Source organism: Amycolatopsis plumensis, from assembly GCF_042652605.1.
Classification (GTDB): Bacteria; Actinomycetota; Actinomycetes; order Mycobacteriales; family Pseudonocardiaceae; genus Amycolatopsis; species Amycolatopsis plumensis.
This window is the reverse complement of the sequence record NZ_JBHSJY010000001.1, coordinates 951637-973638: the sequence shown is the minus strand read 5'-3', so window position 1 is coordinate 973638 and position 22002 is coordinate 951637. Positions and strand designations below refer to the sequence as shown.

22 protein-coding genes are annotated in these 22002 nt (G+C 71.6%); 11 read left to right on the top strand and 11 right to left on the bottom strand.

The annotated features are described in order from the left end of the window. Positions 1-129: 129 nt before the first annotated feature. Positions 130-1128 carry a hypothetical protein gene (locus tag ACFPLC_RS04665; RefSeq protein ID WP_378188655.1) on the top strand — a complete coding sequence of 333 codons (999 nt, stop codon included), beginning with the start codon at positions 130-132 and terminating at the stop codon, positions 1126-1128. Here ACFPLC_RS04665 and ACFPLC_RS04660 read toward each other — a convergent pair. Both ACFPLC_RS04660 and ACFPLC_RS04655 read right to left on the bottom strand, forming a co-directional pair. Further along, positions 1106-2512 (bottom strand): GGDEF domain-containing protein, encoded by a 1407-nt coding sequence (locus tag ACFPLC_RS04660; protein WP_378188654.1) that lies wholly within the window; start codon positions 2510-2512, stop codon positions 1106-1108. The two genes, ACFPLC_RS04665 and ACFPLC_RS04660, sit on opposite strands and share 23 nt — an antisense overlap. A 321-nt stretch (positions 2513-2833) precedes the next feature. Continuing rightward, the gene (locus ACFPLC_RS04655) at positions 2834-4048 is read right to left on the bottom strand and encodes an MFS transporter (protein ID WP_378188653.1); all 1215 of its coding nucleotides are present in this window, start codon (positions 4046-4048) and stop codon (positions 2834-2836) included. A gap of 336 nt (positions 4049-4384) precedes the next feature. Between ACFPLC_RS04655 and ACFPLC_RS04650 the strand changes: the two genes are divergently transcribed. Next, complete coding sequence (locus ACFPLC_RS04650; protein WP_378188652.1) at positions 4385-5284, top strand: SDR family NAD(P)-dependent oxidoreductase; 900 nt, start codon at positions 4385-4387, stop codon at positions 5282-5284. 67 nt (positions 5285-5351) lie between these two features. Here the strand turns inward: ACFPLC_RS04650 and ACFPLC_RS04645 are convergent, their stop codons facing one another. Beyond that, positions 5352-7205, bottom strand: coding sequence for an AMP-dependent synthetase/ligase (locus ACFPLC_RS04645; RefSeq protein WP_378188651.1), 1854 nt, complete (start codon positions 7203-7205; stop codon positions 5352-5354). Between the two features lie 196 nt (positions 7206-7401). Here ACFPLC_RS04645 and ACFPLC_RS04640 point away from each other — a divergent pair, with 196 nt between their 5' ends. The 5 genes from ACFPLC_RS04640 to ACFPLC_RS04620 all read left to right on the top strand — a co-directional run bounded on the left by ACFPLC_RS04640 (position 7402) and on the right by ACFPLC_RS04620 (position 12586). Continuing rightward, positions 7402-8058, top strand: coding sequence for a transcriptional regulator (locus tag ACFPLC_RS04640; RefSeq protein WP_378188650.1), 657 nt, complete (start codon positions 7402-7404; stop codon positions 8056-8058). A 599-nt stretch (positions 8059-8657) separates the two neighbouring features. Next, positions 8658-11219, top strand: a complete 2562-nt coding sequence (locus ACFPLC_RS04635; RefSeq protein WP_378188648.1) for a sensor histidine kinase — start codon at positions 8658-8660, stop codon at positions 11217-11219. Beyond that, a complete protein-coding gene (locus tag ACFPLC_RS04630; RefSeq protein WP_043776694.1) occupies positions 11219-11635 on the top strand; it encodes a roadblock/LC7 domain-containing protein in 417 nt (138 codons plus the stop codon). The genes ACFPLC_RS04635 and ACFPLC_RS04630 overlap by 1 nt, the downstream gene beginning before the upstream one ends. Continuing rightward, the gene (locus ACFPLC_RS04625) at positions 11632-12003 is read left to right on the top strand and encodes a DUF742 domain-containing protein (RefSeq protein ID WP_191317151.1); all 372 of its coding nucleotides are present in this window, start codon (positions 11632-11634) and stop codon (positions 12001-12003) included. Before ACFPLC_RS04630 ends, ACFPLC_RS04625 begins: the two co-directional genes overlap by 4 nt. Then, positions 11984-12586, top strand: a complete 603-nt coding sequence (locus tag ACFPLC_RS04620; RefSeq protein WP_004561734.1) for a GTP-binding protein — start codon at positions 11984-11986, stop codon at positions 12584-12586. Before ACFPLC_RS04625 ends, ACFPLC_RS04620 begins: the two co-directional genes overlap by 20 nt. A 21-nt stretch (positions 12587-12607) precedes the next feature. Here the strand turns inward: ACFPLC_RS04620 and ACFPLC_RS04615 are convergent, their stop codons facing one another. Then, positions 12608-13051, bottom strand: a complete 444-nt coding sequence (locus ACFPLC_RS04615) for a DoxX family protein (protein WP_378188647.1) — start codon at positions 13049-13051, stop codon at positions 12608-12610. Positions 13052-13162: 111 nt separating this feature from the next. Here ACFPLC_RS04615 and ACFPLC_RS04610 point away from each other — a divergent pair, with 111 nt between their 5' ends. Beyond that, entirely contained in the window at positions 13163-13630 is a 468-nt protein-coding gene (locus ACFPLC_RS04610) for an NUDIX hydrolase (RefSeq protein ID WP_378188646.1), read from the top strand. On the opposite strand, the gene ACFPLC_RS04605 is transcribed toward ACFPLC_RS04610, so the two are convergent. The 5 genes from ACFPLC_RS04605 to ACFPLC_RS04585 form a co-directional block, all read right to left on the bottom strand. Next, positions 13620-14267, bottom strand: a complete 648-nt coding sequence (locus ACFPLC_RS04605; protein WP_378188645.1) for an HAD family hydrolase — start codon at positions 14265-14267, stop codon at positions 13620-13622. The genes ACFPLC_RS04610 and ACFPLC_RS04605 overlap by 11 nt on opposite strands. 28 nt (positions 14268-14295) lie before the next feature. Further along, positions 14296-14814: an O-acetyl-ADP-ribose deacetylase gene (locus ACFPLC_RS04600; protein ID WP_378188644.1), complete on the bottom strand. Its 519-nt coding sequence runs from the start codon at positions 14812-14814 to the stop codon at positions 14296-14298. A gap of 138 nt (positions 14815-14952) precedes the next feature. Continuing rightward, positions 14953-17418, bottom strand: a complete 2466-nt coding sequence (locus ACFPLC_RS04595) for an NHL repeat-containing protein (RefSeq protein WP_378188643.1) — start codon at positions 17416-17418, stop codon at positions 14953-14955. A 46-nt stretch (positions 17419-17464) separates the two neighbouring features. Next, a complete protein-coding gene (locus tag ACFPLC_RS04590) occupies positions 17465-18256 on the bottom strand; it encodes an alpha/beta fold hydrolase (protein ID WP_378188642.1) in 792 nt (263 codons plus the stop codon). Between the two features lie 85 nt (positions 18257-18341). Further along, the gene (locus ACFPLC_RS04585) at positions 18342-19463 is read right to left on the bottom strand and encodes a metallophosphoesterase (protein WP_378188641.1); all 1122 of its coding nucleotides are present in this window, start codon (positions 19461-19463) and stop codon (positions 18342-18344) included. A 47-nt stretch (positions 19464-19510) separates the two neighbouring features. Here ACFPLC_RS04585 and ACFPLC_RS04580 point away from each other — a divergent pair, with 47 nt between their 5' ends. Then, on the top strand, positions 19511-19807 hold the full coding sequence (locus ACFPLC_RS04580; protein WP_378188639.1) for a DUF6412 domain-containing protein: 297 nt from the start codon (positions 19511-19513) through the stop codon (positions 19805-19807). 63 nt (positions 19808-19870) lie between these two features. After that, a complete protein-coding gene (locus ACFPLC_RS04575) occupies positions 19871-20518 on the top strand; it encodes a YidC/Oxa1 family membrane protein insertase (protein WP_378188638.1) in 648 nt (215 codons plus the stop codon). Here ACFPLC_RS04575 and ACFPLC_RS04570 read toward each other — a convergent pair. Next, entirely contained in the window at positions 20501-20914 is a 414-nt protein-coding gene (locus ACFPLC_RS04570) for a DnaJ family domain-containing protein (protein WP_378188637.1), read from the bottom strand. The genes ACFPLC_RS04575 and ACFPLC_RS04570 overlap by 18 nt on opposite strands. 61 nt (positions 20915-20975) lie before the next feature. Here ACFPLC_RS04570 and ACFPLC_RS04565 point away from each other — a divergent pair, with 61 nt between their 5' ends. Next, positions 20976-21746 carry a TetR/AcrR family transcriptional regulator gene (locus tag ACFPLC_RS04565; RefSeq protein ID WP_378188635.1) on the top strand — a complete coding sequence of 257 codons (771 nt, stop codon included), beginning with the start codon at positions 20976-20978 and terminating at the stop codon, positions 21744-21746. On the opposite strand, the gene ACFPLC_RS04560 is transcribed toward ACFPLC_RS04565, so the two are convergent. Next, positions 21743-22000, bottom strand: a complete 258-nt coding sequence (locus tag ACFPLC_RS04560) for a hypothetical protein (protein ID WP_191317160.1) — start codon at positions 21998-22000, stop codon at positions 21743-21745. The two genes, ACFPLC_RS04565 and ACFPLC_RS04560, sit on opposite strands and share 4 nt — an antisense overlap. Between the last annotated feature and the right edge of the window lie 2 nt (positions 22001-22002).

Sequence of the window (22002 nt, the reverse complement as noted above, 5' to 3'; positions counted from 1 at the left end):
CGGCGGCCGACATGGGGATAACCGCAGGGGTGCGGTGGGGTTGCCCGGATGGCTGCCCGTTCTTCCCTTCCGCGGCGGAGCGGGCCCGGTGAGACTGGGCGGAGGGGCCGCGGTGACCAGGAGGCAGCAGTGCGCTCGACCGAGCTCGCCGTGCCCGCGGAGAACACCGTGCGCGCACTGCGCCGGCTCGCCCCCGGCGCCCGCTTGCGCACGCCGGGAACGCCGGACCTGCGCGTTCTCGCGATGGCGTTGCGTGAGTGCGCACCGCGGGAGCTGGCCGGTGCGCATCCCGGACCGGTCGCCCGTGCGGTGCTGGCCGCCCAGCTGGGCGCGCTGGACCGCGCGATGACGGGGTTCTTCGCCACGGGTGTCCCGGAGGCCGCCCGGCTGGTGAGGGCCGCGCGGTTCGGCCGGGTCCGGCGGGCGAGGTCGCTGCACGACCGGCTGGCCACCGAGCCGGGCCTGCGGACGGCGGCGCTGGCCTGGGCGGAGGTGCTCGGGCACCGGATGCTGGCGGGGGAGCTGCGCGGAGTTCCGGCGGCGCCGGAGGAAGAGGACGGACGGCTGGCGGCGGAGCTGGCGGTGGCGGCGCTGCTGCCGCAGGTTGAGCGCGGGGCCGGGGGACGCGAGGTGCTGCTGCCCGGACCGGAGGGGCCGGCCGACGGTGGTTCGGCGGGCCCGGGGCCGTTCGGTGTGCCGCCAGGTTCCGGTGTCGGTGAGGAGGGTCGGCCCGGTCGGCCACCGCCCGCCGGGGCGGGGAACAGCGCCTTCCTGCGCGTGCGCTCGGTGCGCGTCACCGAGCACGGCTTCCAGGTCGACGTGCACGCCGATCCCCCGGTCGAGCTCCTCCGCGACGGCGACGGCCTCACCCTCCGCTCGCTCTGGTGGAACGGCCTTGGCCGGGTCACCGACGATCTCGGCCACGAATACCTCCTGCTGGCCAAGGACCACGCCGGCACCGGGACCGTCCGGCACTGGTGCCACCCGCGGCCGGCGCCGGGCGCGCGCGTCCTGCGGCTGGAGTCCGCCGGCTACCGGGGAGAGCGGGTGCGGCTGGAGCCCGCCGCCGCCGGGACGTGCGCCGAGGTGCTCGTGAAGCTCGAACTCACCGTCCGGCTGGGGGCGTGACCGTGTCCGGCGCGAAGCAGACCTGGTCGCGGCCGTTCTCCTTCGCGAGGTAGACCGCCGCGTCGGCGGACTGGAGGAGGCGCTCGAGGGTGTCGCCGTGGCGGGGGTGGCGGGCCACGCCGATCGACGTCGTGCGGTCGGCGATCGTCGCCGGGTCGCCGCGCTTGTCCGTCGTCACCATGTGCAGCTTGGCGACCGCGATGCGGATGCGCTCGGCCGCGTCCCAGGTCGCCTGTTCGTCGATGTCCGGGAGCAGAACGAGGAATTCCTCACCGCCGAAACGGCCGACCAAGTCGCTCGGTCTGGTCACTTCGTCCAGCGTTTGCGCAACGGTGCGGAGCACGTCGTCACCCGCCGGATGTCCATAGGTGTCGTTAATCCACTTGAAGTGGTCCAGATCGACCATCAGCAGGGCCAGTTGATCACCCGATCGAGCGGTCCGTTCAAGAGCCCGCTCGGCCGCCTCCGACCAGCCGCGCATGTTGAGAATGCCCGTTTTCGGATCCGTCCGGACGTCGTTCTGGAGCTGGTCGAGTTCCGCGAGGCGATTGAAGACCACGGTCGCCACCGCCATCACGACGACCATCGGCGGGACGACGGTGAGCAGGATCGCGGTCACGGCGCCGAGGCCGATGGTGACCGCTTCGAGGAGGTTGTCGGCCGGGCTGCCCAGAACGTTACGCAGGGTCGGCTCGGACGAGAGCCCCAGGGCCAGTGCGCCGCCGACGTAGAGGATCTGGATCGCTTCGTAGACGAGGCCGGTGAGCACGATGGTGCCCGCTTCCCGCCAGAAGCCGCCCCAGCCGGGCAGCCCGAGCAGGTGTGGTCCGAGCGACACGTACGTCAGGTGGGCGACCGCGCCGGCCAGGCCGTGGGTGATCGACGAGAAAATGAAGTTGTGGGCCGGCCTGCGCGCGATGAACCAGTGCTGCATGCGAATGAGGAAAACGACGAGCAGGGTCAGCGGCACCGGCAGGATCAATGCGGCGGAAAAGGTCCAGACTGCGGTCAGGTCGATCAGGACCTTTTTGGTCCGGTTCCGCCGCCGCTCTTCCTGGCGTTGCGTCAGTTGAATGTGGACGGTCGCGCCGACCGCGAGTATCCCGAAATTGATCCAGTCGCGCTCGCCCGGCACCGCGGAATGGGCGAAGGAAATCGCGAGCACGGCGACGGCGACGGCTTCCAGGCCGAGCATGAAGGCGATCAGCACCGGCGGGCGCCGCCAGAGCGCCCAGTGGCGGGGCCGGTACGGGTGGTCGCGCCCGGCCGGGCTGCCTGCCGCTTCGGCGTGCTCGGTCACCGGCGGGCGCCGGTCCGGTTCCGGCGCCGGCCGGGCGGTCGCCCCGCCGGCGGCGGACGGGTCGTCGTCTGGTCCGGGATGCAAATGGTCACCTCCTTTCCAGCCTAGCTCCGCACTTGAGTAATCTCATCGGTACCTGCCAGAGTGTTGACGCATTCCGTGGCCGGGTATCATCCTTCACCAGCAGAACCCCGCGTTCGTGGTCGAACTGACCGTCGAACGCGGCTCAATCGCTTGTTCATGCTTCGCTTGACGGAGGTGGCGACCCGATGTCGAACCGCGACGGCTGACTCGGACGCGAATTGCTCGCCGTCCCCAGCTGAATGTCCTTCATGATCTTGTCCTGCACGGAGAGGTGGCGACCGATGTCGAACCGTGACTGCTGAATCCCCGGTGGAAATCCGTTCATGACGACCCCGGCTCCGGTTTCGCACTCCAGACCCGGCGCCACGACAACGCGACCGGGACGGCCACGAGCAGTCCCACCGCCCCCGCGAGCGCAATGGTCGCGTTCGCCGAACCGAGCCCCTGCGCGACCAGCCCGCCGACCCCCACGCCCACGCCCTGCGCGACCCGCAGCCCCGTCCGGTAGAGCCCGCCGGCGCTGCCCCTGATGTCGTTGGGCACCCACGTGATGAACGTGGCCGTCACCGTGATGACGTACGCGCCGGTCGCCCCGGCCAGCGCGAGCAGGACGAGCGCCACCGCCAGGTTCGGCTTCAGCGCGAAGGCCGCGAGCGCGGCCAGCGGCAGGGCGGCCAGCACGCCCAGCAGCTTGCGGCGGTGTTCCGTCGAGACGAACCGCGAGAGCAGGAACGTCCCGACGACGAACCCCAGCGGGTCGGCGGCCAGCAGCCAGCCGACCGCCTGGTCACCCGCGCCCAGCTGGGCGGCGAGCGGCGCGGCGAGGCCCTCCGGGATCACCGCGAGGCCGACGAGCCAGGACAGGTAGAGCAGCACCCGCAGCCGTTCGTCGCCGAAAACCTGCCGGACGGCGCCGAACCACGGGGCCCCGCCGCTGCCCGCGGCCGGCCGCCGCAGCACCAGCAGCCGCACGGCGACGGTGGCGACCACGAACGTCAGCGCGTCGATCGCCAGCGCCCACGACGTGCCGATGCCCGTCACGAGCAGGCCGCCGGCGGCGAGACCGGCCAGCATCGCGGTGTTGTTCGTGATCCCGCGCAGGTCCTGGCTCTGCAGGTAGACGTCGTCGTCGGCGAAGATCTCGCGGCCCAGCGCGTTCTGCGCCGCGTTGCACGGCGCGTTCGCCAGCCGGGCGAAGACGAAGAGGACGAACAGCCAGCCCATCGGCATCCCGGGCACCGCCATCAGCCCGATCAGCACCGCCTGCGCCAGCGAGCCGCCCACCAGCACCGCGCGCCGCGGGAACCGGTCGGCCAGCTGGGAGAGCCCGAGCCCGCCGGCGAGGGCGGGCAGGAACGTCAGGGAGTAGACGACGGCCGACAGCAGCGGCGATCCGGTCCGGTCGAAGATCAGGATGGCCAGCGCGACGATGGTCAGCTGGTCGCCGAGCATCGACTGCGTCTCGGCGAACCACAGCGCGCGGAACTCGCGGTTGGCCAGGACGGCCCGGAGCCGGGGTGTCGCGCGCGTTGTCACCCTCGTCACCACCGTCCCCCGATCGAGTGAACATGGACCGTCCGCATTGTGCCTCTCCGGTGACGACCCCATCCGGGGGAGTCACGGTCGACCACCGGAAAGCACCCACAGTATGCCGCCGGTCACGGCCCGGTGTCCCCGGAACGCGGGCCAGTCACCCCCTCGTGACCGGCCCGCGGGTACGTCCCGACTGATCGAACCGGACTCGCTCGGCGCAGGGCGGCGGCCGCTCGTCGTCGCGCCGATGCCGCGTTGGACCGAATGGGCGAAGACTGGTGGTGAGCCGGCCGGGGTGGACGGACCGCGCGCCGCCGGCGCTGCAGATCGGGGAGAGCGATGGACGGGTTGATGCAGGGCAAGGCGGTCGTCGTCACCGGCGCCGGCCGGGGCCTGGGCGAAGCGTTCGCAGTGCACGTCGCGCGCGCGGGCGGGGCGGTGGTGGTCAACGACGTCGACGCCGAACTGGCCGAGCGGACGGCGGAGAACATCCGCGCGCACGGCGGCCGCGCCGTCGCGAGCGGGCACAGCGTGGCCGAGGCGGGCGAAGCGCAGGAGATCGTCGACCTCTGCGTCAAGGAGTTCGGCGGGATCGACGGGCTGGTCAACAACGCGGGGCTCAACTACGAGGCGCTGCCCTGGGAGGACGACGCCGAGCAGGCGCGGGAGCTCGTCGCGGTCAACGTCCTGGGCGTGGTGAACACCGGGCTGGCCGCGATCAAGGCGATGGTCGACGCGGGCACCGGCGGCTCGATCGTCAACATCTCCTCCGGCGCTTCGCTCGGGCAGCGCAAGCTCGGCGTGTACGCGGCGAGCAAGGGCGCGGTCGCGTCCCTGACCTACTCCTGGGCGCTGGACCTCGAAGACGTCGGCATCCGCGTCAACGCCGTCTGCCCGCTGGCGCACACGCGGATGGTGTGGAAGTCCGAACGCTCGCTGCGCGCCTGCCCGCCGGACCGCACGCCGTCGCGGATCGCGCCGGTCGTGCTGTTCCTGCTCGGCGAGGGCTCGCACGGCATCACCGGCCAGATGATCCGGTGCAACGGCCCGCAGCTGCACGTCATGGGCCAGCCGTTCCTCAAGCAGCCGATCCTCGAGCGCCCGGTGTGGGACACCGAGACCGTGCAGAAGGCGTTCGACGAGGTCTTCTCCGCCCACCTGGAGAACTACGGCCTGGAAAAGCGCGTCCCGCCGCGGCTGCGCAAGTGGACGGAGACAACCTCCCCCCGCACCGCCTGACCCGCCCGGTCGTGAGTGGTAAGGCGGGTTAGAACCCGCCTTACCACTCACGACGGGTGCGGCAGGGCTAGGAACCGGCGGCGGGCTCGGGGTCGCGGGTCGCGGCGTAGAGGGCCTCGATGTCGGCCGAATAGCGGTCGTTGATGACCCGGCGCTTGAGCTTGAGCGTCGGGGTCAGCTCGCCGGATTCGGGCGTCCACGCCTTCGGCAGCACGTGGTAGCGCTTGATCTGCTCGATCCGGGCGAGCCTGCTGTTGGCCGACTCGACCGCGCGTTCCAGCTCGGCGCGCACCGCCGGGTGCGAAGCCAGCTCGTCCGGCGACGCCTCGACACCGTTCGCCGCGGCCCAGCCGGGGGCGATCTCGTCGTCGAGCACGATCAGCGCCGTCACGTACGGGCGGTCGTCGCCGATCGCGACCGCCTGGCCGATCAGCGGGTGCTCCTTGAGCAGGCCCTCGACGCGGGTCGGCGCGATGTTCTTGCCGCTCGAGGTGATGATCAGTTCCTTCTTGCGGTCGGTGATCGTCACGAAGCCGTCTTCGTCGATCGTGCCGATGTCGCCGGTCGCCAGCCAGCCGTCGGCGTCGGTGGCGTCGGCGATCGTGCCGTCCTCCTGGAGGTAGCCGAGGAACACGATCGGGCCGCGGACCAGCAGCTCGCCGTCCTCGGCGACCTTCACCTCGACGCCTTCGAGGGGCTTGCCCACGGTGCCGGCGCGGAAGGCCGAGCCGGAGTTGGACGTCGCCGCGCCCGTCGTCTCGGACAGGCCCCAGACCTCGCAGATCTCGATGCCGAGCCCGGCCAGGAAGTAGATGATCTCCACCGGCAGGGCGGCCGCGCCGCTGGAGGCGACGAGCACCTTGTCCAGCCCGAGCAACGCGCGGATCGGGGCCAGCGCGGCCTCGTCGGTCTGCCGGATCTTCTCGGCCAGCTCCGCGGGCACCGGCTTGCCGGCGCTGCGCAGCTTGTAGCCCTGCTGCAGCAGCTCGTTCGCCTGCAGCAGCGCGGTGCGCTTGTCCTCCGGCACGCCGCCGAGCATGTTCTTGAGGCCGGCGACCATCTTTTCCCACACGCGCGGGACGCCGAAGAAGCTCTGCGGGTGCACCTTGCCGAGCGCGCCGACGACCGCGGCCGGGTCGGCGAGGGTGTGCACGTGCCCCGCCCAGATGATCGGCAGGTAGATCGACAGTTCCCGCTCGGCGATGTGCGCGAGCGGCAGGTACGCGATGTTCGTCGCGTGCATCGGCGGGTGGTGCAGCTCGGTGACCGCGTACCCCTGGATCGCGTTGCGGTGCGACAGCACGACACCCTTCGGGTCACCGGTGGTGCCCGAGGTATAGATCATCGACAGCGGGTCGTCCGGCTGGATGTCCTGCCAGGACCGTTCGAACGCGCCGGGGTCTTCGGCAAGCGCTTCCCGGCCGCGGGCGCGCAGGTCGGCGAAGGAGAGGAACCGGTCGTCGCCTTCGGGGAGCGCGGTCTCGTCCATGACGACGATGTGGCGCAGCGCCGGGAGGTCGTCGAGCACCGGCCGCCAGCGCGCCAGCTCGTTCTCCCCGCCGAGCACCACGACCGGCGCCGCGCTGTGCCGGGCGACGAACCGGATCTGGTCCGGGCTGAGGGTGGCGTAGGCGGTGCAGGGGATCGCGGACAGGTGCGTCGCCGCGAGGTCGGCGATGATGTGGTCCGGGCAGCCGGGCGCCATGATCAGCACACGGTCGCGCCGGGCGAGCCCGAGCCCGGCCAGCCCGCGGGAGACCTCGGCGATCGCGGCGCGGAACTCCCCCCACGTCAGCGTCGGCTGACCTTCGATGTCGAGCGAGGTGATCGCCGGCAGGTCCGGGTACTCGACCGCGTTGCGGTGCAGCAGCCGCGGGATCGTCTGGCCTTCGGTCTGCTCGGCGACGGACGGGGTGGTCAACGCTGGCCTCCTCGGTGCTCCGGATGGCCACACTGTAGGGGCTCCTGGCGCAGGTGGATAGAGAATCGCGGCCACGTCAACCGGCGCCATCGAAACGGACATAGCGGTCAGCTCTCCACCACTGTCCACTGTGCACACGAGCGTCCGTGCCGGAACCGCGCTTCAATGGAGGGAGCACGGACACCTGGGGGTACCGATGACGCGCTCGGCGCGCAAGCTGCTCGAAGAGATCCAGGACGAACTCGCGCCGCGCGACGGCGACAACCGGCTCGTGCCGCTGATCACCGCCGGCCGGGCGCCGCGCGCGGTGTTCGCCGCGCTCGCCGCGGAAGAGAAGCTGATCACGCTCAGCGACTGGCGCAGCTTCCACGAGCTGGCCGCCCGCGCGGACGAACCCCACGCCCGCACGTTCTTCGGCGGCCTCGCGCCGGGCGAGCAGCAGGCGAACGGGATGCTCGACGCCTTGCTCGCCGCGACTGGTCCGGACCATGGGAAAGAACGGCCGCGCGCGGGCTGTCAGGTCTACCCGGCGTACGTCGCCTGGCTCGCGCTGAACGGCGAATCGTCGGCGACCGCGGCCGGGATCTTCGCCAACTTCGCCGCCTTCGGCCGGTACTGCCGGGACGTCGCCGCCGGCATGCGCGAGCACTACGGCTTCACCGGCGAGCAGTGCGCGTTCTTCGACTTCTTTGCCGCGGACGTCCCGGAAATAGAAGAACAAGCACTCGCCGCGATCCAGGCCGGCCTCGACGCGCGCCGGCTCGACGAACGCGAAGCGCACCGCTGCGCGCGGCTGTTCCAGAGCTACGAGCTGCTGTTCTGGAACACGCTGGCCGACGAGTTCCCCGGCTGACGGGCCTTCGGTGCCGCGGAACCGGTTTCGGCGGCCAGCACAGCGTGATCACCCGGGTGCGATTGCGGATTGACGGGAATTCCGGCCGTCGGCCCGGGGAATCCGCGGCCCAGTTCGCGGATCCTGCTCATTCCGCTTTCCCGGGGCCGTCCACTCCGGGCGAACGGGGTGTGCGGAGGTCCGAGCGCGGGTCCGTGATGTTTGTCACCGAACGATCCGCCGCTGTCGTACGTAGGGGGCCGGCCCGGGGCGCGCGGCGGGTTCCGAGAGCGCTTCCTTTGCTCACTTTTGTGCGTGGAACCGATGCCGGCCTGCGACGAAGGTCACGACTTACGGTGGTGGACTTTCGAAGCGCAGGCAGCGAGTGTGGAGCGGTCACCGTTCCAAGATCACGTTATCGCCACGGACTTGACGCGCCCTGGAGGGCTGCCTAACGTCGTCGCGGGCGAAGCAGACCACGGTGATGTTGATCCGGCTGGTCGGAATCCGGGTGTTGACCGCCTCGGGCGACCCGAAACCATGTACTGCCGGAAGGAAAACGGACCCAGGTGAAGCAGATTTCTCTTCGACGCAACCGGGGATCCTCGATTCGGAAGCGCGTGCTCACGATCGCGCTCATCCCCAGTGTGGCCCTGCTGCTGGTCGGGGTGGCCCTCGCGGGCTACCTCATCTACGACGCGGTCACCGCTCGTGATTACACCAGCCGGATCCGGAACTCGGAAGCCCCCGCGATCCCCTTCTTCGCCGCGCTGCAGCAAGAGCGCCAGGCGACGCTGAGCCTGCTGGCCGGCCAGAGCAACCAGCGTGCCGTGCTCGCGGCCGTCCGCCCGAAGACGGACGCGACCGCCGCGAAGGAGATCGAGAACCTCCGCGACAACTTCGCCGACTACGACAACACCCCGCCGAGCGTGCAGAAGAACATCGCCACGTTCTTCGGGCTGTTCCAGCAGCTGCCGCAGACCCGCCAGGCGGTCGACAGCGGCCAGATGCAGATCAGCCAGGCGTTCGCCTACTACAACAAGCTGTTCGACCAGTTCACCGACGGCGTGGCCGGGCTCGCGCAGAACGCGCGCGGCGCCCAGAACGCGTTCGACCGGCTGACGGCCATCCCGCTGTTCACCGCGGCCGACGCGATGCAGCGCAGTGACGCCCTCGCCGCCGCCGGGCTGGCCGCGGGCGGGTTGAGCAACGAGGACTTCCGCGCCTACGTCGGCCAGGTCGGTGCCTACCACGCCCAGCTCGACGCGTCGGCGCCGAAGATGATCCCCGAGGTCAAGGCGAAGTACGACCAGCTGCTGGCCAGCCAGCCGTGGCAGACGGTGAACCAGGTCGAGACCGCGTTCCTGCGCGGTGACCTGTCGAAGCTGCCGGTGGCGCAGGACCAGTGGCGCACGGCTGCCCGCCAGGTCGGCGACGCGCTGATGCTCATCTTCGTGACGCAGAGCTCGAACGCGAGCCAGGCCGCGATCAACGACGCGGACTCGACGTTCACCGAGTCGCTGATCGCCGGCGTGGTCGCGGTCCTGTTCGCGGTCTTCGTGGTCTTCGTCGCCGTCCGGCTGTCGAACCGGCTCATCGGCCGCCTGCACCGGCTGCGCGAGGACACCCTCGACGCGGCCGAGGTCCGGCTGCCCGAACTGGTCGCCCGGGTCCAGGCGGGCGAGCCCGTCGACCTCGAAGAGGGTGGTCACTTCCTCGACCACGGCACCGACGAGATCGGCCAGGTCGCCGACGCGTTCAACAAGGCGCAGCAGACCGCCATCGCGGCCGCCATCGACGAGGCGAAGACCAAGGAGGGCACCAAGACGGTGTTCCTCAACATCGCCCACCGCAGCCAGGTCATCGTGCACCGCCAGCTCAAGGTGCTCGACCAGGCCGAGCGCAAGCAGGAGGACCCGGAGCAGCTGGACACGCTGTTCCAGTTGGACCACCTCTCCACCCGCGCCCGCCGGAACGCCGAGAACCTGATCATCCTCGGCGGCGGGCAGCCGGGCCGCCAGTGGCGCAACCCGGTCGGGCTGGCCGAGCTGGTCCGCGGCGCGTCCGCCGAAACCGAGGACTTCGCCAGGGTCAAGGCGGCGGTGCTGCCGCAGATCGCCGTCCGCGGCCCGGTCGTCGGCGACCTCGTGCACCTGCTCGCCGAGCTGATCGACAACGCGACGGCGTTCTCGCCGCCGCAGTCGCGGGTCGAGATCCGCGGCAACGTGGTCGGCAAGGGTGTCGTGATCGAGGTCGAGGACCAGGGCCTCGGGCTCGAGCCGGACCAGACCGAAGAGATCAACGCGATGCTGGCCGACCCGCCGGACTTCGGGATCATGGCGCTGTCGGACGAGCCGCGCCTCGGCCTGTTCGTGGTCGCGCGGCTGGCCGCGCGGCACGGCATCCAGGTGCACCTGCGCGAGTCCGCCTACGGTGGCACCCGGGCCATCGTCCTGGTGCGCACCGACCTGCTGGCCCCGCTCGCGGAGACCGAGCCGGAGCAGCCGATCACCCCGCCGAAGCCGGAGCTGGTCCCGAACCCGGCCGAGCCGGAGACCACGGCCAACGACGAGGTCGCGCCGCTCAAGCGGCCGGTGCGCCGCCCGGCCCGGCACCGCACCGAGCCGCCCGCCCCGCCCGTGACGGCCCCGGCCGCCGTGACCCCGCCGCCGGCCCCCGTGCCGCCCGCGGCCGTCCCGCCGGTCACCGTCCCGCCGCCGACCCCGGAGCGGACGCCGGCGCAGTCGCAGCCGTCGTCCGTGCCGACGCCGGTCCCGGTCGGGTCCGTGTCGGAGCCGGTCAGCCAGCCGACCTTGGCCCAGCCCGTGGCTGCCGTCCGGCCGCCCGCCCCGCCGAACCGGACCTCGCGCCCGGCGCGGCCGGCCGCGCAGCAGCCGGTGTGGCCGCCGCAGGAGCCGCGGACCGCGGCGACGTCCGAAAGCCGCCCGCAGCAGCCGCGCCGCCCGGAGGCCCCCGGCCGTCCGCCGCTGCCGCAACGGCGACGCCAGCAGAACCTCGTCCCGCAGCTGCGGGAAGATAAGCCCGCACAGGAACGGGAAGAGGTCCGGCTGGACTCGCCGGAGGCCGCCCGCAGCAGGCTGTCCGCCTTCCAGCAGGGCACCCGGCGGGCCCGTGACGAAGAGTTTCCCGAGAACGACGACAGGTACGGAGAGCGCGAGTAATGGTCAACTCAGGCGCCCACGAGCTCGACTGGCTGCTGGACGACCTCGTCAAGCGGGTCGCCGGGGCGGACCGGGCGGTGGTGCTGTCCTCGGACGGCCTGCTCATCGGGAGGTCCGGCAACCTTTCCGAGGAGGACGCCGAACACCTGTCCGCGGTGGCTTCGGCGTTCCAGAGCCTGGCCCGCGGCACCGGGCGGCACTTCGGCGGCGGCAACGTCCGCCAGACGATGGTCGAGATGGACCACGCTTTCCTGTTCGTGACCGCGGCCGGGCGGGGCGCCTGCCTCGCCCTGCTGGCCCGCGAGGACGCGGACATGGGGCTGGTCGCGTACGAGATGAACCTGATGGTGAAGCGGGTCGGCCAGGTCCTCACCTCGGCCCCGCGGACCGCCGGCGCGCAGCCCACTGCGCCATGAGCCCACGGCACGAAGCCTGGTTCGACGACGAGGCCGGCCCGCTGGTCCGGTCCTACGCGGTCACGGGCGGCCGCACCCGGTCGGACACGCTCGGGCTCGACCTCATCACGCTCGTGGTGGCGCTGCGCACCGCGCACGAAGCGGGCATGCTCGAACCGGAGTACGCCCGCATCATCGCCCTGTGCCAGCGGCCGGTCTCGGTGGCCGAGGTGGCCGCCCGGATCGATCTCCCGCTGCCCGTGGTGAAGGTGATGCTGAGCGACCTCATCGAGCAGAACCTGGTGCTGTTCCGTACCGCGGCACCGGTCCAGGAAACCCCCAACCGACACGTATTGCAGGCGGTCCTTGATGGCATCCGGAAACTCTGACCCCCGGCGGAACCTGACCGCGACCGCGGTCAAGGTACTCATCGCCGGCGGGTTCGGGGTCGGCAAGACCACGATGGTCGGCTCGGTGAGCGAAGTGCCGCCGCTGCGGACCGAAGAGGTCATCACGACCGCGTCCGAGGGGGTCGACGACCTCTCCGGTGTCGAGCAGAAGACCACCACGACGGTCGCGCTCGATTTCGGCCGCATCACGATCAACCCGGACCTGATCCTCTACCTGTTCGGCACGCCGGGGCAGGACCGGTTCTGGTTCATGTGGGACGAGCTGGCCGAAGGCGCGCTCGGCGCCGTCGTGCTGGCCGACACGCGCCGGCTCGACAGCTGCTTCGCCGCGGTGGACTTCTTCGAGCGCCGCAACCTGCCGTTCGTCGTCGGCGTGAACTGCTTCGACGGCGCGTACCGCTACGGCACCGAGGAGGTCCGGCAGGCGCTCGACGTCGGCATGGACGTCCCGCTGCTGCTGTGCGACGCCCGCGAGCGCGAGTCGACGAAGCAGGTGCTGACCAGCCTGATGGAACACGTGATGGCGCGGTCCGACCTGGCAGCCGCCCAGGGCGGCTACTGACCGGACCGCGCCTGGTTCGCGTCAGCGGCGGCGCTTGATCAGGTTGTCGAGCGCGAACCGGCCCGGGCCGACCGCGGCGAGCAGCAGGAAGACCCACGAGTAGACCGCGGCGGGCTCGCCCATGTTCTGCAGCGGCAGCAGGCCCATCGGGGCGTGCACGGTGAAGTAGGCGAAGGCCATCACGCCGGAGAGCAGGATGGCGGCGGGCCTGCTGGCGAGCCCGACGAGCAGCAGCGCCGCGCCCACCAGCTCGAGAACGCTGCCCCACCAGCCGGGGAACGAGCCGAACGGGACGCCGCCGCCCTGGCCGTCGATGCCGCCGAAGAACCCGAAATCCTGCAGGCCGTGGAAGCCGAACAGGAACGAGATCACGATCCGGCTCGCGCCGACCACGATGCCGGTGACCTTGGTCTTGGCCGGGGCGGCGGTGGTGGTCCGGGTTTCGCGGGCGATGGTGGCGGTCATGGTGGGTCCTTCCCTGGGTTTTTCTTGCCTTCTGCCTACGCGTCGAGTGGGTTCTCCCCGGATCGACAGCCCCGCGGAAAAATCTTGGACGAGTTTCGGGAGACTGTGTCGATGGCGGGCAAACAGAGTGCCGGGCTGCTGCTCTACCGAGGCCGCGGCGAAGACGTCGAGGTGCTGCTCGGGCACATGGGCGGGCCGTTCTGGGCGAAGAAGGACGCGGCCGCGTGGTCGCTGCCCAAGGGTGAGCTCGACCCGGACGAGTCCCCGGAGAAGGCGGCGCGGCGGGAGTTCGAGGAGGAGCTGGGGCTGCCGGCGCCCGACGGCGAGTACGTCGAGCTGGGCGTGGTGAAGCAGTCGGGCGGCAAGGTCGTCACGGCGTGGGCGGTCGAGGCCGACCTCGATCCGGCCTCGGTGGTGCCCGGGACGTTCACCATGGAGTGGCCGCCCCGCTCGGGCCGCCTGCAGGAGTTCCCCGAGGTGGACCGGGTCGCGTGGTTCTCGCTGCCGGAGGCCCGGGAGAAGCTGGTGAAGGGCCAGCTGCCGTTCCTGGACCGGCTGCTGGCGCTGGTCAGCGGCTGAGCAGGGCCTCGAGGGGCTTGGCGGTGAACGACGGCAGCACGACGTCCGCCTGCCCGAAGTCGAGCTTCCCGGTGATCGCGTTGGGCACGGCGACGCAGGTCAGCCCGGCGGCCTTGGCCGAGGTGACGCCGTGCGGGGTGTCCTCGAAGGCGATCGCGTCTTCCGCGGTGGTTCCGAGTGCGTCGAGCGCGGCGAGGTAGAGGTCGGGATCGGGTTTCGCCTTGTGCAGGTCCCCGGTGAGGACGGCGTCGAAGTAGTGGTCGAGGCCGAGCCGTTCCAGGTGCGGGTTCACCCAGGCCCCGGACGAGCTGGAGGCGACGGCCAGCTTGAGGCCGTGGCTCTTGGCCGTTTCGAGGTAGCCGAGGACCCCTTCGCGCGGGCCGAGGTTTTCGAGGAGCCGCAGGACGTGCGCCCGGGTCCGGGGGCGCAGGGCCTCCGGATCGATGCCGGGGACGTGCTCGGCGAGCAGGGCGAACATGGCGGGCGTGGTGCGCTGCGTGCCGATGACGGCGTACCAGGCGTCCATCGGCAGTTCGGTGCCGTGTTCCCGGAAGACCGCCTGCCACGACTGCAGCACGGCAGATTCGGTGTCGGCGAGGGTGCCGTCGAAGTCGAAGACCAGGGCGCGGGTGGGCACGCCTGCACCCTGCCTGCTCGGTGATCGTTCAGGCAAGGGAGTTGTGACGAGCCTGAAACGCTTGGACGGCCGCTTCGCCGCGGAGGGCGAAGAGGACCTCTTCGATCGGACCCGGGTCGGCTGCGGAGACGCCGGTGAGCGCGATGTCCGCGGCCGACTCCACCGGCCACCGGTAGACGCCGGTGGAGATCGCGGGGAACGCGACGGTCCGGGCCCCGAGCTCCCGCGCCACCCGCAGGGCGTTGCGGTGGCAGTCGGCGAGGAGCCCGGAGCGGTCCTCGGACGCCGACCACACCGGGCCGACGGTGTGCACGACCCACTTCGCGGGCAGCTTCCCGGCGGTGGTGGCCACGGCCTGCCCGGTCTTCAGCCCTTTTCCGTAGTGCCCGGCCCGCAGCTTCCGGCACGCGTCGAGGATCTCGGGACCCCCCTTGCGGTGGATGGCCCCGTCGACCCCGCCCCCGCCGAGCAGCGAGGAGTTGGCGGCGTTGACGACGACGTCGACCTCGAGGGTGGTGATGTCGGCGTCGAGGATCCGGATGCGCATGGGGCAATCCTGCCTGACACGGTGGGCTCGTACTGCTGCATTTCCGCGCCGCGCCTTCGAGCCGATGACGGCCGACGAGCCCGGCCCGCCGCGGCCGCCCTTCCGGACGATCGCCGCACGGGCCGGGTCTCTGCCGCATCAGGGAGTGACGGTCAGCCGGTACAGGCGTTCGCCGATTTTGTAGTACAGGTCGCCGAACCGGTCGGCCGTCAGGTCCTCGACGCCGGACTTCGTCAGCAGGACCGTGACCGCCTTGGTGGCCTTGTCGATCTTGAAGATCCGGTCGCCCTGGGTGCCGTAGACGTGGTCCGGGTCCTTGGCCACCGTCAGCAGCACGCCGTCGCGCCAGGCCATCGTCGACTTCGCGGCGTAGTCCGGGTCCGGGAACAGGCGCTGCGTCTTCATCGCCGACGGCGAGGCCGGGTCGAACGTGAGCAGGGTTCCCCCGGCCAGGCCCCAGACCTTGCCGTCCACCTCGGTCAGTGCGGTGACCGCCGTGGCCGACGGCAGCGGGTACCGCGTCACCGCGCCGTTCGCCGGGTCGTAGGAGAACACCTGCGCCGAGGCGCCCGGCGCGAACACCGGGTTGACGCCGAGCGCACCCCGCGTCGACGTGCCGCCGAAGACCTTGCCGCCCGCGTAGGCCAGGGCGACCACCGCCTGGTCCGGGACCACGCAGATGCTCCGGCCCGGGGTGCCCTCCTTCCAGATGTTCAGCGCGCCACTGCGCTTGCCGTACTTCGGGACCGTTCCCATGTAGACAGTGCCGTCGGGGGCGCCGGCCAGCGCGTACGGGCGGTCCTGCGGCGGCGGGCCTTCGCCCGCACGGCAGTCGGCGGCCTTGTCACCCGTGGCCCCGCCGGTGTACTGCAGCTTCGGGGGCCATTCGCCGCCCGGCTGGTAGCTGTACAGCCGGGCCGACGGGTAGACGCCGATGTAGAGCTTCCCGTCGTGGGCCAGCAGGCTGTCGGTCTGGTTCAGGCCGGTGAGGGTCTTCGCGTCCGGGTGGTTCTCGTCGGCGTCGCCGTGCAGCGGGTCGTACGCGCCGGTGCCGCCGGTGAGGTAGCCGCCGGTGTAGATCTTGCCGTCCGGGCCGGTGCCGAGCGCGTTGATCGCGGCGGGCAGCACCGGGGTGCCGGTGACGAGCCGGGTGCTCGACGCGCCGGTCGCCGGGCTGTACTTGAAGATCCGGGTGCCGTCCGGGCCCGCGCCGAGGCCGGCGAGCGTGCCGTTCTCCCAGCTGTAGCCGGTGACGTCGAGGTCGGGCCGGACGGCCGTCGCCTGCACGGTCTTCGTGGCGATGTCGTAGGACTGCAGCAGCCCGTCCTTGACGAACCAGACCTTGCCGTCCGCGGCCGGGGAGTGGTGCAGGTCGGTGTCGGTGATCGTCGCGTCCACCACCGAGCGGTACGAGCCGTCGGTGTTCTTGACGACCTGCAGCACGAGCAGCGTCCGGTCGAGCCACGCGAACAGCCGTCCGCCGGTCCAGGTCAGTCCGCCCACCATGGAGTTGTGCGCGTACTCGGCGGGCAGCAGGCTGTCGGTCCGCCCGGTGACGTTGTCGTAGCGCACCAGCGAAGCGTTCGTCCCGGTGCCGAGGTAGGTCGCGTTGGCGGCCGGGTCGTGGGCGATGCTGCGCACGTACTCCGCGCCGGGGACGATCGGGGTGGCGCCGATGGTCGTGAACGTGCCGTTGTCGTACTTGAAGTAGCGGCCGTTGTTGTACGTGCCGCCGTAGACCTTGCCGTTCGCGCCGGCTTCGAGGTCCCAGATGAAGGAGTACCCGCCTTCGGCGCGGCCGAGGTCGGTCAGCGTGCTGGTGCCCGGCACGTGGCGGTACAGCTTCGAGTTGGGGTAGGTGCCGAGGTAGACGCTGCCGTCGGTGGCGGTGGTGGCGGCCCAGCCGCCGACGGTGGGGGTTTCGGTGGTGTCCGGGAAGGTGAGCTTCGAGGTGACCTTTTCGGTGGCGACGTCGATGACCGCCAGCTGGGGGTTGCTGTCGGCGGTGCCGGTGTAGACCGCGTAGGCCTTGCCACCGGAGAAGGTGGTGGCGTTGGGGACGCTGCTTTCCAGCTGGACGCCGAGGTCCGTGTCGTCCTTGCTGATCACCACCTCGTCCCAGTACGCGGTGCCGACGTTGCCGACGCCCGAGTAGATGAGCGCGGAGACACTGGCGGTGCCGGCGGGCGCCGTGCCCGAAGCCGTGGCGGTGTTCCACTGGCGGCCGGAGACCGAGCCGCCGGTCACGCCGCCGAGCAGTTGCCCGGACGAGTCGCGGAACCGCAGGTAGAGGTCGGCAGCGCCGCTCTCGGTCCACACCTGGGCGTACGCGGTGTACCGGACGCCGGCGGTGGCGGGCAGCCCGGGCTGGCTTTCCCGGCCGTAGGCGTTGCTCGCGGACGTGTCGTCCACGCGCGCCGCGGTGCGCCCATCCCAGGTCACGGCGGTGAACCCGCCCGGGCTGTGCGACCCGCTCCAGCCGGTCAGTCCCTGGTCGAACCCGCCGTTGGCGATCCGCAGGTCGGCCGCCCCTGCCGGCGTGGGCGCGGCGAGCAATCCGGTGGCCAGCGCGGCGGCCAGAGCGGTGGGAAGCAAACGTCTCATGGCGGCCACGATCGGGCGCGGTCGTACAAAACAGGTACAAGCCCACCTAGGCGAGGAAGTACTCCTTGAGCACCGGGGCCAGCGCGGCCGCCTTCACGATGTGCGTCTGGCCCGGCAGCGTCCGGTACTCCGCCGAGGGGAGCACCTTGGCCAGCGACGCCACGCCGTGACGCATCCAGTCCGGGCTGCGGCCGCCGTCGAGCACCAGAGCCGGGACCTTCACCTCCGGCCAGGCCGCCGGCAGCGGCTCGCCCGCCTGGTGCTCGACCACCATCGCCGTGTCGTAGGGGATCGTGTGGGCCACCCGCTTGAGCTTCGACCAGAACGGCATGATCCGCATCACCGCCACCATCACGCTGCCCAGGCCGACGCCTTCGGTCATGAACATCTTGACCGCCTTGCCGCGCTTGCCCTCCTTCAGCGCCTGGTCGAGCCGGGCCGCGTAGTCCGCCGGGACGCGCGCTCGGGTGCCGTCGACGATGAACGGGGGCTCGTACAGCGCCAGTTTCCGCACCGGGAGGTCGGGCGCCGCTGCGAGGGCGAGTGCGACGCCCGAGGAAATGCCGAACAGGAATACCTCGCCGCCCGCCTCCTTGGCGATCGCGGCGAGGTCCTCCACCTCCCGTTCGACCGCGTACGGCCCGGTGTCGCCGCTCTCGCCGCGCCCGCGGCGGTCGTAGGTGTACACGGTGAAGTGCGCGGCCAGCTCCTTCGCCAGCGCGTCGTTGGGGGACGAGCCGCGGTAGCACATCGCGCCGTCGACGAGGACGAGCGCGGGGCCGGAGCCGGCGCGGGTGTAGGCGATCTTGGTGCCGTCTGCGGAGGTTGTCGTGGTCATGCGGACAGCCTGCCTCCGACGTATCGGTCTGTCAAGACAAAAAATTTTGTCGGTAGCGACCGCCCCGGACGAGCCGAGGTGGTCGTCAGGCCGAACGCAGCGTCAGCAGCGTGATCTCGCTCGGGGCGAAGATCCGGAACGGCGGACCCCAGAACCCGGTGCCACGGCTGTTGTACAACTGCGTCGGCCCGTGCCGGGTCAAGCCGGACAGCGTCGGCTGGTCGAACCGCACCAGGAGGTGGAACGGCCAGATCTGCCCGCCGTGCGTGTGCCCGGAGATCTGCAGGTCGACACCCGCTTCGCGGGCCTGGCGGATCTGCTTCGGCTGGTGCGCCAGTAGCACCACCGGGACGCCGTCGGGCCGGCCGGCCAGCGCCGCGGCCAGGTCGGGGCCGTGGCCGGGCAGGCCGGACGCCGTGCCGGTCGGGTCGTCGATGCCGGCGAAGAGGATCCGGTCGCCGCCGCGCTCGAGCAGCGTCGACCGGTTGTGCAGGGTGTCCCAGCCGAGCCCCTCCATGTGGTCGAGCCACGCCTGGGCCTCGCCGAAGTACTCGTGGTTGCCGGTGATGTAGAACCGCCCGAGCCCGGCCTGGACGCCGCCGAGCGGGTCGACCTGCTTGCGGCGCTTGGCCACCGCGCCGTCGGCGAGGTCGCCGGCGTGGCAGACGACGTCCGCCTCGAGCGCGTTGACCGCCGCGACGACGTCCTCCGACCACTTCGTCCGGTCGATCGGGCCGAAGTGGGTGTCGGTCAGGACGGCGACGGTCAAGCCGTCGAGCCCCGGCCCGAGCCGCGGGATGACGACGTCGACCGCCTTCACCGGCGGCACGCGCATGGCGACGCGGTGGCCGTGCGCGAGCAGCCCGGCGGCGATCAGCACGGTCGCGCCCGCGACGATCCGCGACCGCAGCGGATCCTCGACGCCGAGCAGCGCGACCCGCAGCACCAGGCTCAGGATCGACCAGCTGAACAGCACCCAGATCACGGCGAGCAGCGAATCGCCGAGGCGGGCGGCGCGGTCGCTCTGGTGCCGGGAGTGCCCGCGGAACATCGCGAACGGCATCGTGACCAGGCCGGCCGCCAGCACGACGGTGCCGGCGATCGTGCCGGCCAGGCCCCACTCCGGCGCCAGGACGAGCGTCCACCACGGCACGCCGTACAGCAGGAGCATGGCCAGGATCGGCACGACGACGAGTTGCCCTCTCATCGAACCAGGTTACAGCCCATCGGGCTGTTAGAGTTTTCGCTACTCTGGTGCTGGAAGGAAGGGGGAGTGCCGTGCACGCGTTGCTGGAACTGGCGTTCCCCGCGCTGACCAGCCCGACGGCGCTGGTCGCCTTCGCCTCCCTCGCCGCCGCCAGCCTCTTGGTCGTCCTGCTGGTCGGCAGCACCCACCGCGCCGAGCTCGCGCTGTGGTCGGCGCCGGTGCGCAGCCGCGCCACGGCGTTGCGCCGCCGGGCCCGGCGCGCCGAGTCGATCCGGCTCCGCGACCCGGGCCGACCGGGCCGGAGCCGCCCACGAGCACCCGGTTCCCGCAGCACGGCTGCGTAGGAACTGCTTCGACGCAGCCATTCCGCTCACCCACACCCCTTTGAGCCATGCGGAGTGCTGCCCATGTTCGGCTTTCTCGACGTGCCCGTCGAAGGCGCGTACCACCTGATCCACACCCTCACCGGCCCGCTTTCGACGGCGCTGGCCATCGTCGTGTTCACCCTCGGCGTGCGGCTGCTGCTGCACCCGCTCGCCCGGTCGGCGGCCCGCGGCGAACGAGCCAGGACCGCCCTGCTGCCCGAAATCCGGGCGCTGCAGGAGAAGCACGGCAGCGACCGCGAGCGGCTGGCCGCGGAGATGACGAAGCTGCAGCAGGAGTCCGGGACGTCGCTGTTCGTCGGCTGCCTGCCGATGCTGCTGCAGCTGCCGTTCTTCATGGTCATGTACCGGCTGTTCACCACGGCCACGATCGGCGGCGAACCCAACTCGCTGCTCGGCGCGACACTGCTCGGGACGCCGCTGGGCGCGCACGGCCTGGCCGGCAGCCCGCTCGTGTTCGTGATCGCGGCCGGGCTCGCCGCCGTCGCGTGGTTTTCGGTGCGCGTGCAGCCCGCCCCGGAGAACCCGGTTCCGGGCGGAAAGCTGCTGCGGCTGCTGCCCTACGGCACCGTGCTCGCGACGCTCGTCGTGCCGCAGGCCGCCGGGATCTACCTGCTCACCACGACCGCGTGGAGCGCGGCGGAGCGGACGCTGCTACGACGCGGCTCGTGACCGCCGCCACTCCGTGACGGCCTCTTCGACGTCCACCAGCGCCACCGTGAGCGGCGGCCCGGTGTGGTGGTTGAGGTAGGCCTGGCGGATCCGGGTGTTGAGGTCCTCGACGACGTCCCGGACCTGCCGTTCGGTCCGCTCCCCGGCGAGCCGCTGCGGCAGGTCCTGGACTTCGCGCTTGAGCGCGAGCGACGGCGGCAGCAGCGCCGTCGTGTCGTGGCCGCCCCTCCGGACCTCGCGGAGCACCCAGTCGGTCGCGGCGTCGTTGCCGGTGGGCTTCGGGAGCGGCTTGCCCGTGCCGGGCAGGTCGTCGAACTCGCCGCGGGCCCGGGCTTCGTCGATCTTCCGGTCGACCCACCAGCGGAACGACACCTTGGGTGGTTTGCGCGCCGTCATCTCCTCACACCCCCTCCGTCCCCTTCCAGGGTAATCTCCGGACGTAAAGCGAGGGGACCGCATGACCGTCGAACGCAGTGGCGCCGAGGACGTCGATCGGACGCTCGCGCTACTCTGGCGCGCCCGCGGCGCCGCCGCCGAACCGACCAGGGGCCGCCGCCCGACGCTGACGATCGAGCGGATCGTCACCGCCGCGATCGCCGTCGCGGACGCCGACGGGCTCGCCGCCGCGTCGATGCACCGCGTCGCCAAGGAGCTCGGCGCCGGCACGATGACGCTCTACACCTACGTGCCCGGCAAAGCCGAGCTGGTGGACCTGATGGTCGACGACGTGCTCGTCGGGCGGCGGCTGCCCGGGCCGGGCGAGCCCCGCCGCGGGGACTGGCGCGAGCAGGTGGCGCTCTACGCCGAGCGGACCCGGCAGGCCTACCGCGAGCACCCGTGGCTGTGCGAGGTCTCGCGGGTCCGGCCGCCGCTGGGGCCCGGCCAGCTGGCGGGCCAGGAGTACCTGCTGTCGATCATGGACGAGCTGGGGCTGCCGCCGCGGCAGGCCGTCGCGGCGGCGAACGGGATCGGCACGTACGTCGACGCGAACGCCGCGCTCGAGGCGGAGAACGCCCGGCTGGAGCGCAGCACCGGCCAGTCGACCGAGGCGTGGTGGGACCAGCGGTCGTCGTTCTGGGAAAACTACTTCGTCGTCGACGCGCACCCGGCGATGAACCGGATCTGGCTCGGCGGCGGCTTCGACCAGGGCGCCAAGGCGCAGGGCGACACCGCGTACGCGTTCGGCCTGAACCGGATGCTCGACGGCATCCAGGCCCTGGTGGACTAGCGCCGGCTGCGCCACCGCAGCCGGCGGCGCTCCTGCCGGGGCACTTCGGCCTGCTGCGGTGCCCCGGCACGCAGGACGTCCCGGCAGACCGGGTCGAACCGGCCGGGTTCCTCGATCATCGGCGCCGCCAGCACGACGTGCCCGCACACCGCCCGGAACCGCCCCTCGTGCCGCCCCGCCGCGAACTCGTCCTCGGTGACGGCGTGGGTGTAGCCGTCGGTGTCGCAGCGGATGTGCACGAGGAACGGCTCCACCG